This is a genomic window from Marinobacter sp. JSM 1782161, from assembly GCF_011421605.1.
Lineage (GTDB): Bacteria > Pseudomonadota > Gammaproteobacteria > Pseudomonadales > Oleiphilaceae > Marinobacter_A > Marinobacter_A bohaiensis.
Genome location: NZ_WSSA01000002.1, coordinates 2,185,890 through 2,201,162, shown reverse-complemented (window position 1 = coordinate 2,201,162; position 15,273 = coordinate 2,185,890). Strand labels below are relative to the sequence as shown.

The 15,273-nt window shown below is 61.6% G+C and carries 13 protein-coding genes; 1 reads left to right on the top strand and 12 read right to left on the bottom strand.

Annotated features, from left to right (window positions below; translation table 11 throughout):
* Window positions 1-24 precede the first annotated feature (24 nt).
* The 6 genes from GQB00_RS09830 to GQB00_RS09805 are packed head-to-tail and all read right to left on the bottom strand — an operon-like array spanning window position 25 to window position 6,099.
* Window positions 25-1,284, bottom strand: coding sequence for an ATP-grasp domain-containing protein (locus GQB00_RS09830; RefSeq protein WP_165856084.1), 1,260 nt, complete (start codon window positions 1,282-1,284; stop codon window positions 25-27).
* A complete protein-coding gene (locus GQB00_RS09825) occupies window positions 1,277-2,170 on the bottom strand; it encodes a TauD/TfdA dioxygenase family protein (protein WP_165856083.1) in 894 nt (297 codons plus the stop codon). The genes GQB00_RS09830 and GQB00_RS09825 overlap by 8 nt, the downstream gene beginning before the upstream one ends.
* Window positions 2,167-3,192 (bottom strand): NAD(P)-binding domain-containing protein, encoded by a 1,026-nt coding sequence (locus GQB00_RS09820; RefSeq protein WP_165856082.1) that lies wholly within the window; start codon window positions 3,190-3,192, stop codon window positions 2,167-2,169. Before GQB00_RS09820 ends, GQB00_RS09825 begins: the two co-directional genes overlap by 4 nt.
* A 19-nt stretch (window positions 3,193-3,211) precedes the next feature.
* Window positions 3,212-4,315 carry a pyridoxal phosphate-dependent aminotransferase gene (locus GQB00_RS09815; protein WP_165856081.1) on the bottom strand — a complete coding sequence of 368 codons (1,104 nt, stop codon included), beginning with the start codon at window positions 4,313-4,315 and terminating at the stop codon, window positions 3,212-3,214.
* A gap of 57 nt (window positions 4,316-4,372) precedes the next feature.
* The gene (locus GQB00_RS09810; RefSeq protein ID WP_165856080.1) at window positions 4,373-5,107 is read right to left on the bottom strand and encodes a TenA family transcriptional regulator; all 735 of its coding nucleotides are present in this window, start codon (window positions 5,105-5,107) and stop codon (window positions 4,373-4,375) included.
* Window positions 5,104-6,099, bottom strand: a complete 996-nt coding sequence (locus GQB00_RS09805; RefSeq protein ID WP_165856079.1) for an EamA family transporter — start codon at window positions 6,097-6,099, stop codon at window positions 5,104-5,106. The genes GQB00_RS09810 and GQB00_RS09805 overlap by 4 nt, the downstream gene beginning before the upstream one ends.
* A 558-nt stretch (window positions 6,100-6,657) precedes the next feature.
* Between GQB00_RS09805 and GQB00_RS09800 the strand changes: the two genes are divergently transcribed.
* The gene (locus GQB00_RS09800) at window positions 6,658-7,584 is read left to right on the top strand and encodes a glycerophosphodiester phosphodiesterase (protein ID WP_165856078.1); all 927 of its coding nucleotides are present in this window, start codon (window positions 6,658-6,660) and stop codon (window positions 7,582-7,584) included.
* A 67-nt stretch (window positions 7,585-7,651) separates the two neighbouring features.
* Here the strand turns inward: GQB00_RS09800 and oppF are convergent, their stop codons facing one another.
* The 6 genes from oppF to GQB00_RS09770 form a co-directional block, all read right to left on the bottom strand.
* A complete protein-coding gene (gene oppF / locus GQB00_RS09795) occupies window positions 7,652-8,629 on the bottom strand; it encodes a murein tripeptide/oligopeptide ABC transporter ATP binding protein OppF (RefSeq protein ID WP_165856077.1) in 978 nt (325 codons plus the stop codon).
* A complete protein-coding gene (oppD, locus tag GQB00_RS09790) occupies window positions 8,626-9,600 on the bottom strand; it encodes an oligopeptide ABC transporter ATP-binding protein OppD (RefSeq protein WP_165856076.1) in 975 nt (324 codons plus the stop codon). Before oppD ends, oppF begins: the two co-directional genes overlap by 4 nt.
* A 54-nt stretch (window positions 9,601-9,654) precedes the next feature.
* Complete coding sequence (gene oppC / locus GQB00_RS09785) at window positions 9,655-10,575, bottom strand: oligopeptide ABC transporter permease OppC (protein WP_165856075.1); 921 nt, start codon at window positions 10,573-10,575, stop codon at window positions 9,655-9,657.
* A gap of 10 nt (window positions 10,576-10,585) precedes the next feature.
* Window positions 10,586-11,506, bottom strand: coding sequence for an oligopeptide ABC transporter permease OppB (gene oppB / locus GQB00_RS09780; RefSeq protein WP_111494212.1), 921 nt, complete (start codon window positions 11,504-11,506; stop codon window positions 10,586-10,588).
* Window positions 11,507-11,650: 144 nt separating this feature from the next.
* Window positions 11,651-13,285 carry a peptide ABC transporter substrate-binding protein gene (locus GQB00_RS09775; RefSeq protein WP_228276691.1) on the bottom strand — a complete coding sequence of 545 codons (1,635 nt, stop codon included), beginning with the start codon at window positions 13,283-13,285 and terminating at the stop codon, window positions 11,651-11,653.
* 405 nt (window positions 13,286-13,690) lie between these two features.
* A complete protein-coding gene (locus GQB00_RS09770; protein WP_165856074.1) occupies window positions 13,691-15,139 on the bottom strand; it encodes an MFS transporter in 1,449 nt (482 codons plus the stop codon).
* Between the last annotated feature and the right edge of the window lie 134 nt (window positions 15,140-15,273).

Here is a 15,273-nt window from a genome sequence, read left to right as displayed (position 1 = left end):
TTGATTTCCTGCTGAGTGACGCGGTCAACTGCAGGTGACCGGCACATACTGCTGCAACTTTTCAAAGTCCGATCGCAGGATGTCGGGGTTGTCGTTGAAGGCCATCAGGACGCCGGCCGAGTCGACAAGCGAGCGCGACGTCACTTCCATGCCTTCCTTCACGTACCAGTCGATGGTGAAGCGGCTGGCGATGTCCGGGGAATTCAGGGCCCGGATGGTCCCATTGCCGACGGGCAGCAGCGCGGATATGACGTTGTTCCGCATGTCGGGAACGATGGTGCGGGGGATATCCCGGCCAATGGCCAGCAGCAGGTTCGCGTCGATAAGGTTGATGCTGCTATTGGCGGCGTGGTAGGGCACGCCCAGCCCGCCGGGAACCCGGGCCGCGATCTCAAGGAAAATCAGGCTGCCGTCGCTTTTCTGGAAGATTTCATGGTGCGTCGAGCCGTTCGCGAAACCCAGCGCGCTGATGATGTCCTGGTTGAACGCGAAGAGCCGATCGTAGAGCGTCTGTGAGGTGACGGGGTAGACCGACAGCGGCTTGCCCTGCACAAAATCAAAATTGGAGCAGCCGAGTTCAAGGATGCCCGAGAAATAAACCTTCCCATCAATCACGAGCGAATCGCACTGATACATTTTGCCGTCAATGAACTCGTTCACCTCGTACTCGAAGTCGTGCGATTCCTCATTGATCAGCGTCCAGGCGTGCAGGAAGTCGTCAAAGCTCTCGACAATGCTGACGTTGAAACTGCCCGCGGCAGAGGTCGGCTTGATGACGAACTTGTCGCCAAAATGCGTGTGGAGCAGCTCAAAGTAGCGTGCCGGGTCCGCGCGGCATAACTCCTGATTGAACGGTGCATAGGCCGGTAAGGCTTCCGGGCGGTGCTGAGAGACCCGATCCTTCATCACGAGCTTGTTCCTGAACGCCGATACGAGGCCGGGACGATCGCCGGGGATTCCAAGCTCCTCGCGGATGAGCGCAGCCAGTTCCACGTTGTCTTCCTGCTGGCAGAAAATCCGGATGCGATCCGGGCCGCCGTGTCTGTCGGCGTAGCCGGAGACCAGCGCTTTGACCTCGTTGTGGGACAGTGCGGGCCTGAGGCTCAGGTTGAGACTGCCGGGGACATGATGGACGGCCTTGATAAAGGGCTTCAGGAAAGGATCGACGGTCTCGCTGTCATGGAGGATCAGCACGGTTTCCGTGAGATCGCTGATCATTTCCAGCGTCTGACGGGTGGCAAACTGCAGGTATGATTGAGAGATAAAAATGATGGCATCAGCCATGGCTCACTCCCGTATAGTCCAGGTTCATTCTCCAGAGGATTCTGGCTTGCTCTGGATCCGTCGTTAGGTTGGAGACGTTGCCTTTATGAATGAGGGAGGCGTTGTCCCAGATGACCAGATCGCCGGGCTCGTATCGGTGCTCGATGAAATTGGCGTTGTTGACGACGAGATCCTCGAGTTCGTCGAGGAGGTCCGCGCCAGCCTGACGGTCACCGTCGAGCAGGTGCATGGCGCTGCCGGCGATCGCGAACAGTGAATCGACTCCCGATACCGCATGACGTCTGACCAGTGGATGCACGGTGCCGCCGACGTCCCGTTTGCGATCGGCGGAGAGCGGTTGCTCGGCCTGGCTGGCCTGTCGGGCCTTGCGGCGATTTCCGAACGCGTGTACGACGGCGGTCTGCGCGATGTTGGACCCGGCTTCGCTCTCGATTCGGTCCAGCAGTAGCGGAGTGTTTTGCAGGATGTTCCAGCCGTCCTGCAGGTCAATGAAGTAGGTGCTGGAACTGGCCTCGCTGGCATTGACGGCGTACAGCGCGGTCAGGATGTTGGGCTTCGGGTAATACGCCATATCCGAGTGCCAGAACGAACCGCCATCGGTGATGCCGCCGGAGTTGCCCCGGGCGTCGATATGATCCGAGAGCGTCACGATGTTCCGGTGACCCGGAAGCGAGTATTCCTCCAGCACGTGAGGCACGGGGCTGCCCATGAGCCGCATCCGGGATTCATACCCGGCCGCGTCAAACTGCTGGTTTTTAACGATAACGACGCTTTTACGGAACACCAGATCCCTGATCTGCCGCTGCTGTGTCTCGCTGGCGGTTCTCAGATCGACGCCGTCCACGACGCACCCAAAGTCCCGCGCATGCAGGTTTCTGATCTTCATGCGCTGTACCTCGGGCTCACCATGGTGTTGACGGAACGGAAGTCGGCGGCACTGCCGACCCAGTAGATGCCCCTTTTAGTGGCTGGGTCACGGTCGTCGTGGTGGGTATCAATGGAAAAGGGGCGCGATGGTTCCGTGCCGATGGCCGTCACAAAAAGGGTATCCGCGCGGCTGAACGAACGCGTTAAACGGCGGGTGCCGCAAGCCGCCGTGTTGGCCATCGTCGCCTCCGCGATATGGACGTTGTTGTCGGTCCGGTCGATCTCGAACACGATGTCGTCGCCCGAACGCCACAGGTTGTTGTAGATGCTGAAGGAAATGCCCGGCGACGTTCGCTCGGTCTGTGACTTCCAGATCTTCTCGACGGTTGCCTGCGATTGGGCGCGCAGTGCGAACCGGTCCGTGGTTTCGATGGGGTAAATCCCCGGGTAGGTTCTCGCGAGAATGTGCGCGTTGTAGCCCGCAGACATTGCCAGCAGGGCAATCTGAAAGGCCGAGTTCCCACTCCCGATAATGACGACATCCGTTTCGGTCGGTGGGCGGGCTGTCGGGTCGGAAAAGTGGTGGTAGGCGTCCAGGCAGGCCATCGTGCGGCAACCCGCCAGACAGGTGGTCCGGAAGGGTTTGGGTTTGATGCCGGTGGCAGCCACGATGTGCCGCGCTTTCAGCGCGTGCTTCCCGTGTCGCTGCAGGTCGCATGAATAGTGCGTGCCATCAAAGGACACGGCGGTCACGGTGTCGGTGATTTTGTCGACGGGCAGGCTATCGGCGTAGTGCCGAAGATACTGCATGTAATGGCTGGCACGCGGAGACAGCGTCTTCTCCGTCATGAAATGGGCGAGGGGAACCGGGCTCCCCGGGAGCTCAAGTTCGCTGCAATAGGATTGCAGGTAGTGATCGCCCATGCACTCCATCACGCCGCCCCACTGGGGTGAAATCAATGAGACGCGCTTTCCCATGGCGCTCAAGCGGTGTGCTTCCATCAAGCCGGCCGGGCCGGCTCCCGCAACAAGGTAGTCCATTTTGCCAAAGCTCCTTTTCTCAAATATCGCGCGGCATATCCTTTAGGCGATTCGTGGCGCAAGTCATGACGTCGTCGGAAACGGAGAAGGAAAACCGAAGCCATTTTTCGGCGTTATCCTGAAAGAATGGATCGAGAGGTAACGGTGTGACCCCGATTTTCCGGGTCAGGAAGATGCACTGCTCCTCGGCGCTCAGCCTGTGCAGTGCGTCGTGCCTTGCCATAATGAAGTGGCCGGCGCTGGGCAATACGGTGTCGTAGCCCGCATGCGTCAGGGCCTCGAAGAGCCTGTCCCGCCGGTCTTGATAGCGTCGCCGCAACGGCTGCTGTTCGTCCCGGATGCGTTGGCTGACCGTAACGACGGCGTTATCGATGATGGCCGGCGTGCAGTTGGACAGATGCATCCGAATGCTCCGGCATTCCTCGATGAGCGGCTCAGGCCCTATGAGCCAACCGGCCCGGACGCCGGCGGCAAGAAACGATTTCGACCACGAGGATGCGATGAGTATCCCCGCCCTGAATAGGCGGTCATAGTCCGGGATGGCCCCGTCGTAGTTGAAGTCTCTGTAGACCTCATCAATGATCGCATGGCATCCGGCCTGTGCGATCAAATCGCAGAGGTGGTGCTGGTCTGCAACCGACAAGGCGTGGCCGGACGGGTTGTGTGGGGTATTGATGATGAGCGCCGTATGCGAATCGGGGCGCAGCGCCAGGATGGATTCCCAATCGATGCGGCCGTTTCTGACGTCCATTCGAACCGGCTGGAATTCGAGTCCCGCGATGTCACAAAAGCCGGGGTAGTAGGCGTAGAACGGCTCCAGTGAAATGGCCCGGGTGACGCCTCTCGCCCTGAATGCCAGAAGCGCGCAGACGAGGGACTCCGTGCAGCCTGATGTGATGGCCACGGCGGTTTCACAGGACGTGTCATACTGTTGCCTGACGCTGGACCTGAGCGCCTCTGATCCGCCCGGGCTGGTGTACTGCCAGTTGACGTCACACTGTGTTGTGACGGCCTTGAGCCAGTCAGAATCATAGTCGTTAACCGGTATACCCTGAGACAGATTGGCCGCACCCTCTCGATTGGCGAGGTCGGTCATCTCGTGAAAAATCAGCTGCTTTTTCATATCTCCCCCAGGAACCCGGATAACGACTATGAACGTGCTGTGAGTCCGCCTGTGGTGCTAGGCGATCTTCAGGGCTTCGTTTTTCTGAGTGGCACCGAGTGCGATGCGATTGAGGCCTTCCCAGAATTGCTGGAGCGATTGCAGTACCTGGTCCGCACCGGACAGAACCTGGGCCGCGGATTCGTCGTCGGTGACGGCGGCCTGGACGGCATCCTGGATCCAGTCGACGTGGTTGCTCTCAATCAGGATGTGGAGGTAGAAGTAGTTGTAGTCTTCATGTTCCCAGCCCTCGTAGCGCCGGAAGCCCTCGTACAGGTTCACGATCATGGGGAAGCCGAACTCCTCGATGACGTAGTGCGCGCCGATGGCGTAGTTGGGGTGTTCCGACAGGAACAGGCGTTCAAGGTCCTGCACCAGTTGGCGGGCTTCAGGGCAGTGTTCGACCGTGTCGATGTCTTCGAGCGTGACCCCGAGGCTGCTCAGGGAATCGGTGAACATCTTGAAATGAGGATCGCCGTGCCCGTCCCCCAGCTCGGAGACCACCGTGCGGCAGATTTTCAGTCGAATCACTTCGTCATCGACCCGTGGCGCCAGGCCGGACAGGATTTGCGGAAAGGTACGGATGTAGTAGTAATACTGCTGAAAGACGTCTTTCAGCGTCGGCTTGTCCAGGGTTGTGCTTCTGAACGTCTGGTAGAACGGATTGTGGTTGATTCCCGACTGCTCAACTTTCTGTTGGATCTGGTTTACAACCTTGTCGCCAAGTTCGACGGAATCGATTTGCTGCGTCATCTTGAACTCCCTTCTTCTCTTAGTTGAGTTTCGACCGGTCCTGGTCGATCACTGTGATTCAGCCAAACGTTTGAAATGATGACTGAAAGACAGACCATTAAGACGAGAATTGGCGTGGTGATATGGCCCCATGGGTTGATGACGAATTCCGCCGCCAACGCCAGAGCGGGGACCAGAGGGGTCATGACAGACACCCGGCTGGCCCCGAGATTCTTGATGGAGGTCTGGAGAAACAGTACCGGCAGAACGACGATCGACAGCGCCAGGAACATCAGCTTCCAGGCCAGCCCGTTTTCGTTGGATACCACCAGTGCGAATTGTTCATGCCCCAGGAAACCGGTCACGACCAGTAGCAGGACGAACCGGGTGGTCAGCACCTGGAGCAGGGTGGCGCCCCACTGGCGATGGGCCGCCCCCGTGACATGGACGTAGAGGCCGGCGGTGGCACCGGCGATGAGGGCGAGCGCGATCCCCTGGATGATCGTTGAGGTGTGGCTGCTCTCCATGCCGGCGAGGGAAAAGCGGGATTCCGCGAGCAAGGCCAGAAACAGCAGCGTCAAAGCCGGGCCCAGGGCGCGTTTGAGCGTGATCCCCTGGGCCCGGGCCGAGCAGACCAGCACCGTCATCGGGATGATTCCCTGATAGAGGGCCGACTCAACGGACGCCTCCACTTTCTGTAGGGCGAGAAACATGAAGTACCAACTGAACAGGGTCAGGACATTGGACTTCACGATCAGGGATTTATTGTCCAGCACGAAAAGGAGGATGTTTTCCTTCTTCAGGAACGCGCACGAGAGGAAAAAGAGCTGGGCAACGAGCAGCGTGGTAAACGTCAGCGTGGCGCCGTCGATCCTGGTGAAGCTTTCCGACACCCAGACCGCTGCGAAAGCAGTGAGCAGACAGTAGGCCGTGATGCAGAGCCATCCAAGGGTATTGGCCGACACAATGGCGTTGGGGAGCTCGTCCAGAGCGTGAGTCTGATTTTCGTCCATAAATAACCTGATCATACGTCCTTGTATGACGTGAATGAGTCGCTGACTGGTTAGATCGATTCTTGTTATGGGCCGCTTGCGGGAGAACGCGCGCAGCCGATTATCAAGGCCGTGAGGGAGGACCTGTCGCCTTCATCCCTGGCGAGATCCGTTTTTATTCTGGCCTTTGACCCAGGCTGTGATCCGTTCAGCCCGGGCTTTCTTCTGGGGTTGGCACTGCAGAGGTGTTGAGTAGCGAGCTGGCTGAGCGTTGCTCCACCTAAACGGCTCTTCGTACACGCGGAACGATGTGCCGTCGAATCGCTCTCAATCGGTTTTCATTCAGACTAGGGGGAGTCTCTACCGAGATAAAGCGCATCCAAGAAAAGGACTTGTTCCCGTAAGACGGTAATCGAACAGGCGGCCCGCGACCTGTGTTCGGGAGGCCGCAAAGGGCCTGCCGACCCGGTACCGGGCAGGATGACGAACGCGGCAACCGCTTCGAATTCAAACGGTCGTTTGCCAATACGTTGCCTGACGCGTTAGGTTATTGAACACACGTTCAATCCAAGGAAGCTTATGACACACCTCATTCGACACGCCTCCGCCCTCGCTCTGGCAGTGGGTCTTGCCGCACCGGTGACGAGTCAGGCCGACTCCCTCGAACGCCAGCTCGATGCCCTGCAGGACTTCCAGGTCATTGCTCATCGCGGCGCCAGCGGCTATGCCCCGGAGCATACCTGGCCGGCGTACGAGCAGGCGCTGGACATGGGCGCCGACTACCTGGAACTGGATCTGCACATGAGCGCCGACGGCGAGTTGGTGGTGATCCACGACGACACCCTGGACCGCACTACCGACGGCGAAGGCAAGGTCAAGGATCAGGATCTCGCGGCCCTGAAGGCCCTGGACGCCGGTAGCTGGTTCAACGCGGCGCACCCTGAGCACGCCGACGACGCCTATGCCGGCGCCCGGTTGCTGACCCTGGATGAGGTGATCGATCGCTACGGCGATGACGTGCGCTATTACATCGAGACCAAGTCGCCCGAGCGCTATCCGGACCTGCAACGGGCGCTGGTGGAGACGCTTGAAACCAACGGTTTGGTCAAGTCCGGGGTAGTGGTGATCCAGTCATTCAGCCGGGACAGCCTGCAGCAGGTACACTCACTGAACGCCGAGATCCCACTGGTGCAGCTCGTGTGGTATTCCCCGGCCGAGGATGGCAGCGGCCTGACCGAGTGGACGGGCGTTACCCCGGCACCGTCCGAAATCACCGACGCCGACTTCCAGGCCATTGCCGACTATGCGGTGGGCGTCGGACCCAACGTGACCTACGACGGCGACGACGTCATCGACGCCAGCTTCGTCGAACAGGCCCACGCCAACGGCTTGCTGGTGCACACCTACACCATCAACGAGCCCGACCAGATGCGCCGACTGCTGGACTGGGGCGTGGACGGCATGTTCACCAACTTTCCGGATCGGCTGGTCGAGATTGCCGAGTAAGCGCGCCGTTGCTTAACCCGACCACCGGAGGAAATCGCCGGCGACGGTTTTCTCCGGCGGGGCGCCGTCACACGTAAGGGCACGCCACCCGATGGCGGTGATCGCCCTCCAGTTGCGGAACCTGCTCGGCGCAGGCGCCCCGGGCGACCGGGCAGCGCGTGCGGAAGACGCAGCCCGAGGGCGGGTCGATCGGGGACGGCAGTTCCCCCTCCAGCAACTGGATGGCCTTGTTGCGCTCGATGTCCGGGTCGGGGATCGGCACCGCCGACATCAGGGCGCGGGTGTAGGGATGCCGCGGTGCGGCGTACAGGGCCGTACCGTCTCCCGCTTCGACCGGATGGCCCAGATACATCACCATGACCCGATCGCTGATGTGCTTGACCACCGACAGGTCGTGGGCGATGAAGATCAGCGATAGACCCATCTCCTTTTGCAGGGACTTGAGCAGGTTGACCACCTGGGCCTGAATGGAGACGTCCAGCGCCGAGACGGGCTCGTCGCAGATCACCAGCTTTGGCTCCACGATCAGCGCCCGGGCAATGCCGATGCGCTGACACTGGCCACCGGAAAACTCGTGGGGATAGCGGTTGATGACGTTCGGCAGCAGGCCCACCTTGAGCATGATCGCCCGGACCTTGTCCGAGATCGCCTGCCGGCTCATACCGGGATAGAAGCTCCTGAGCGGCTCGGCGATGATGTCGCCCACCGTCATGCGCGGGTCGAGGGACGCCAGCGGGTCCTGAAAGATCATCTGGATGTCCTGGCGCACGTTGCGCCAGCCCGTCTCATCCCGGCCTACCAGCTCCAGGCCCTGCCAGCGGATGCTGCCCGCCCGGGACGTCACCAGCCCGATCAGCGCCCGGGCCAGGGTGGATTTGCCGCAGCCGGATTCGCCCACCACACCCAGCGTCTCACCGGCGTGCAGGTCCAGGCTGATGCCGTCGACGGCCTTCAGGGTCTGGGGTTTCGACCAGGGCCAGCGTCGCTCGCCGCGCACGTTGAAATAGACCTTGAGGTCGCGGACCTGAAGAATCAGTTGGTTCATGCGGTCAGCTCCTTCTCCGGGTGCCAGTGGCAGGCCCGCTGGCGCCGGCCCTGCGTCATCAGGGGCGGTTCGTCACGCCGGCAGACGTCCATCACCTCGGGGCAGCGTTCCTGGAACGGGCAGCCTGGCGGCAGGTTGAGCAGGTTCGGCGGGTTGCCCGGAATGGTCGGCAGATCCCCGACCTGGTCGGTGTCCAGCCGTGGGATGGCGGACAGCAGGCCCCGGGTGTAAGGGTGAGTCGGCTCGTGGAATATCTGGCGGGCCGTGCCGTACTCCATGGTCCGGCCGGCGTACATCACCAGCACGTTGTCGCAGACGCCGGCCACGACGCCGAGATCGTGGGTGATCATGATGATGGCGGTGTTGAAATCCCGCTTGAGGTCACCGAGCAACGCCATGATCTGGGCCTGCACGGTGACGTCCAGGGCCGTTGTGGGCTCGTCGGCGATCAGCAGGCTGGGCCGGCACAGCAGCGCCATGGCGATCATCACCCGCTGACGCATGCCGCCGGAGAATTCGTGGGGGAACATCGTCATGCGTTTGCGGGCTTCCGGCATTTTCACCGCATCCAGCATCCGCACCGACTCCTCGAAGGCGGCCTTGCGGCTCATGCCCTTGTGCAGCCGCAGTACCTCCGTCAACTGCTCGCCGACCCGCATGTAGGGATTGAGCGAGGTCATGGGGTCCTGGAAGATCATCGCGATTTTTTCGGCGCAGATCCGGTTCATGGCCTTCTGGTCCAGGCCCAGTATCGATTGGCCTTCGAATACGGCTTCGCCGTCCACCCGGCCGTTCCTGGCCAGCAGTCCCATCAGGGCAAACGCCGTCTGGCTCTTGCCGGACCCCGACTCACCCACGATGCCCAGGGTTTCGCCCGCCTCAAGGGCAAAGTTCAGCCGGTTGACGGCGGTTACGTCGCCCTCGGGAGTGGCGAAATGCACTTGCAGGTCATTAACGCTTAACAGGCTCATAATGCTTGGACTCCTTTCCACATCGCGATGGCCGACCGGCCACGTCGCAAAGGATTACCGGTCTTTCGGATCCAGGGCGTCGCGTAGGCCATCGCCGAGAAAGTTGAAACAGAACAGCGTTGTCACCAGGAAGCCCGCCGGGAACAGCAACTGCCAGATCGCCACATCCATTGTCTTGGAGCCTTCGTTGAGCAACGCGCCCCAGCTGGTCATGGGCTCCTGCACGCCGAGGCCGAGATAGCTCAGGAACGACTCGAACAGAATCATGCTGGGCACCAGCAGGGTGGCGTAGACCACCACGATGCCGAGGACGTTGGGCACGATGTGGCGCACGATGATCATCTGGGAACGGACGCCACTGACGTGGGCCGCCTCGATGAATTCCTTGCTCTTCAGGCTCAGGGTCTGGCCCCGGACGATCCGGGCCATGTCGAGCCAGGACACCGCGCCGATGGCGATGAAGATCAGCAGGATATTGCGCCCGAAAAAGGTCACCAGCAGGATCACGAAGAACATGAACGGGAACGAGTTGAGGATCTCCAGGGTGCGCATCATCACCGCGTCGACGCGACCGCCCAGGTAGCCCGCGGTGGCGCCGTAAAGCGTGCCGATCACGATGGCCACCAGGGCCCCGAGAACCCCCACCATCAGCGAGATCTGCCCGCCTACCAGGGTGCGGATGAAGAGGTCCCGGCCCAGGCTGTCGGTGCCGAAGTAATGCCCGTTGTCCTGCGCCGGGGGCATCTGCATGTTGTTCCAGTCGATGTCGGCGTAGGCATAGTCGGTCAGCAAGTGTCCCAGCAGGCAGAGCGCCGCCAGGGCGCAGAGGATGATCAGGCTGGCGATGGCGGCCCGGTTGCGCATGAAGCGGCGGCGGGCGTCCTGCCAGAGGCTGCGCCCCTTGACGTCTTCCGACGTGTGCAGCTGCTCGGCGAACCGGCCGACCGCCTGGCTGTTTTGATGGTTAGGGTGCATAGGCGAACACTCAGTAGCGGATCTTGGGGTCGATGTAGGCGTAGAGGATGTCGACAATGGCGTTGAAGGCGATGGTCAGCGCCCCGATCAGCACCGTGATGCCCAGCACCATGGAGTAGTCGCGGTTGAGCGAGCCATTGACGAACAGCTGGCCAATGCCGGGCAGGCCGAAGATGGTTTCGATCACCACGGAGCCGGTGATGATGCCCACGAACGCGGGACCCAGGTAGGAAATGACGGGCAGCAGCGCCGGGCGCAGCGCATGGCGCCAGACGATGTAACGGGCCGGCAGCCCTTTGGCGCGCGCGGTCCGGATAAAGTTGGAGTGCATCACCTCGATCAGGCTGCCCCGCATGATGCGGGCGATCGAGGACACGTAATGCGCCGCCATGGCCAGCACCGGCAGGACCAGGAACATCCACTGGCCGCCCTGCCATCCCCCGGCCGGCAGCCACTGGTAGTGCACCGCGAAAATCAGGATCAGCAGGGGCGCCAGCACGAAGCTCGGGATGACCACGCCCGTCATCGCTAGGGACATCACGCCGTAGTCCATCCAGGTATTCTGGCGCAGGGCCGCGATCGTGCCGAACAGCACGCCCAGGAACAGGGCCGTCAGAAACGCCCAGAGACCAATCTCCGCCGAGACGGGGAATCCCTGTCCGACCAGCTCATTGACGGTGAAATCCTTGTACTTGAACGACGGCCCCAGGTCGCCCTGGAGCAGGTCGCCAAGGTAACTGAAATACTGGACGTAGAGCGGTTGATCCAGTCCGTACTTGGCCTCGATGTTGGCCATGATCTCCGGCGGGATATTCCGTTCTCCGGAGAACGGGCTGCCGGGCGCGGCGTGCATCAGCACGAATGAGACCGTGATCAGAATCAGCAGGGTCGGGATCGACTCGAGCAGTCGCTTGAAAACAAAACGTATCATCGATGGCCACCTCAAAGACCGGCCGGCTCACGCGAGGTGAGACCCGACCGGCCCTCTTGTCGTCATGGAAGACAATCAACTTCACGGAATACAACGAAACCCCGGCCGGGTGCGGACCCGACCGGGCACAACGCGCGGAGGCGCCTAGTGTTTCGTGATGTACATGTTCTTGAAGTAGAAAATGTCTTCCGGGTTGGCTTCGGGATAGCCGCCCACGTAGGGCTTCACCAGACGGGTGGTGGAATACTGGAAGATTGGCGCCACCGGCATGTCCCGGCTGAGCATGGCGTCGGCCCGGGCGTAGAGATCGTTGCGCTTGCCCTCGTCGACGATGGTCTTGGATCGCGCCATCAACTGGTCGTACTCGGGATTGTGATATTGGGGGTAGTTGTTGCCGTTGGCGGTGGTCAGCAGGTCGAGCATCGTCGAGGCTTCGTTGTAGTCGCCGACCCAGCCGGCGCGGGCCACATCGAAGTCGCCGGCGCGCTCGGTGGCCAGGTAGGTTTTCCACTCCTGGTTGATCAGGTCGACGTTCACGCCCAGCACCTGCTTCCACATGGCGGCAATCGCAATGGCGATCTTCTTGTGGTTGTCCGACGTGTTGTACAGCAGTTCCACGTCGAGTGGGTGGTCGGGGCCGTAGCCGGCGGCTTTCATCAGCGCCCGGGCTTTCTCGTTGCGCTCGCCCTGGCTGAGCTTGGCCCACTCCGGTTCCTGCGGCGTGAAGCCGGCGGTGATGTCGGGCACGAACGAGTAGGCGGGGATTTCGCCCTGGCCGGTGATCTTGTCGGTGATCACTTCCCGGTTGATCGCGTAGCTCAACGCCTTGCGCAGGCGCACGTCGTCAAACGGCGCCTTCTGGTTGTTGAACGAGTAGTAGTAGGTGCCCACCTGGCCGGTGGTGTGGATCTGCTCGGGAATGTCCTTCTTGAGCTGGCGGTAGTGTTCGATGGCCAGTGGCGTACTGCCTCCGGTGAGATCGACTTCGCCGGCCTTGTAGCGGGACAGCTCCGCATTCTCCGAGGCGACCGGCAGGATGGTGACCTTGTCCAGCACCGTATCCTCGTTATCCCAGTAGGCGGTGTTGCGCTTGAGCACGATGCGCTCGTTGACCACCCAGTCGGTCAGTCGGTAGGCGCCGTTGGACACCATATGATCCGGTCGGGTCCAGCCGTCGCCGTACTGTTCGACCACCTTGCGGGGCGCGGGCATCATCGTGGTGTGGGCCAGCATGCGGATGAAGTAAGGGATGGGCTGATCCAGCTCGACCTTGAGCGTGTGGTCATCAACGGCCGTCACGCCCAACTCGCTGGGTGGCTTGTCGCCTTTGACGATGGCCGCCGCGTTTTTCATGGTGGACATCTCGATGTACCAGGAATAGGGCGATGCGGTTTCCGGGTCCACCGCACGCTGCCAGCCATAAACGAAATCGCCGGCGGTCACCGGGTCCCCGTTGGACCACTGGGCATCGCGCAGGTGGAACGTGAACACCGTGTTGTCGTCGTTCTCGTCCCAGCTCTTGGCCACGCCCGGCAGAATGTTGCCTTCGTCGTCCTGAATCACCAGGCCTTCAAACAATTGCCGTGTGACCCGGGTGCCCGGCACCCCCTCGATTTTCTGGGGATCCAGCGTGGCCGGCTCGGACTGGTTGTTGAACACCACGTCCTGCTCCGCCGCCAGGGCCGTGCCTTCCGGCACGTTGGCCGCTGAGACGGCGCCGCTGAAACCTGCGCCCAGGAGAATGGCCATGGCCAGGCCGTATCGGTTCAATCGCATCATATGCCCTCGCATCCTTTCCTTTGCTTATTGTCCTTCGTGCCAAGACGAAGTGTCGTATGACAGATCCGATCTGTCAGGGAGGAGACCCGGATGGAAATCATCTAAATCAACTCATCCCGGGCCCCCGGTAATGCCGCAGCGAGAACGCAGGTTTTATGCCAATAGGCCGGCAGGGTGTTGATCTGAGTGTGGTTTGTCTGTCGTAAGGGCGCCGGCCGACGATGTGTCCGCTATCGGCGCCGGGCGGCCCGCCCTGGTCGTATCCACCCGCCACGCTTGCCGGCTTTTCAGGAAAGGGCGAGCGCCCCGTAACGAAACATCAGTCCTCGTGACCGGATGGGAGTGGCCCGTTTTTGGGCGCCCGGCAGGCCCCGGACTCGGTTCCGGGGTGGTGTTCGAAAGCACTCAGGCCCCCTCCTGCGATGTCAGGCTGACACGCAGGCGCCCGACGCTGAGCAGTATGGCCAGCATCGACGCCGCGACCGCAAACCAGAGGCCCAGATGCACCGCCTGGACCGGCATTAATGAGTGGTGGGAGGTGGGGGTGTCGGCGTCGGACAGGTGAGCCGCCAGGGACAGGGTGACACCGATGATCGCCGCGCCAAGGCTCTGCCCGAACGTTCGCGCGATCGCCAGCACGCCCGACGCGTAGCTGCTGTATTCGCGTGAGGCGTTGCCCATGATCTCGCGGTTGTTGGGGCTCTGGAACAGCCCGAAACCGAGACCGCAGACCAGGCTGCGCAGCGCGATATCCCAGGTTGCCGCCGCCTCCGGCAGGAACGCCAGCAGGATCAGGCCGGCCGCAAACACCGCCAGCCCCAGGGTGGAAATCAGGGCCGGAGCGACCCTGTCGGCCAGGCGGCCGGCGTAGGGCGCCGCCAGGATGATGCCGATCGGCCAGGGCGTAAACAGCAGCGCCGACACGAACGCGCTGTACCCGTAAACGCTTTCGTACAGAAACGGCAAGGCAATGAAGGTCAGCCCCTGCGCGACAAAGGCGCTCATGGACGTGGCCGCCGCGAGGGAGAAGCGGCGATTGGCGAATATCTCCAGCGGAAGCAGCGGTTCGGGGGCCCGTTGCTGTCGCCGGACAAAGGCCCAGCCGCCGGTCAGCGCGACCAGACCGTAGAGCAGGGCAAAGGACGCGCTGCCCGCATCGCCCTGTTTCGAAAAGGTGTTGGCGCACATGATCATCGCACCCAGCATTACCGCTGAAAGCACGGCGCCGGATTTATCGAAGGCCGCTGCGGTGCGCCGTTCCGGCGTTGGCAGGCAGCGTATCGCCAGAACCACCGCCAGCACGCCCAGCGGCAGGTTGATGGCAAACAGCCAGGGCCAGCCCAGCACGGACAGCAGCGAGCCGCTCATGACCGGCGCAACACCGGTGCAGGTGGCAATCAGCACAGCGTTGATGCCCAGCACCCGTCCCAGCAACCGGTTGGGGAAGATGTGTCGCAGCAGGGCCGGGGCGATGCTCAGTGTCGCCGCGCCCCCGATTCCCTGGATCACCCGCATGCAGACCAGCATCGGCGGTGACGTCGATAACGCACAACCGGCGGACGCCAGCGTGAACACGATCAGCCCGCCGGCAAACTGGGTGCGGAAACCAATGCGCGTGGCCAGCGCCGAGAAAATGGCCAGCGACATGGCCACCGCCAGCAGGTAGCCATTGGCCACCCAGACCGCATTCGATGCCGACACTCCCAGGTTGGCGGCGATTCCCGGCAGGGCGATGTTGATCATCGAGCCGTCGAGCACGTTCATGGTGGTGGTGATCATGACCGCCAGCATGGCCGGCAAGCGGGCTTTCCCGGGCAATCCGTCATCGCCGGGCTGTTGCGAGAATAACGCCATCGATAACCTCCTGATTCGCAATGCGTGAAGGATAAAGCGCTAGAATGGATGGCGGAAGACGCACCGTTTGCACTTTATGGTTGCGGCAAACGCGTTATCTGAGTGAACGCGTACCGACGCGTCATTGGGGAATC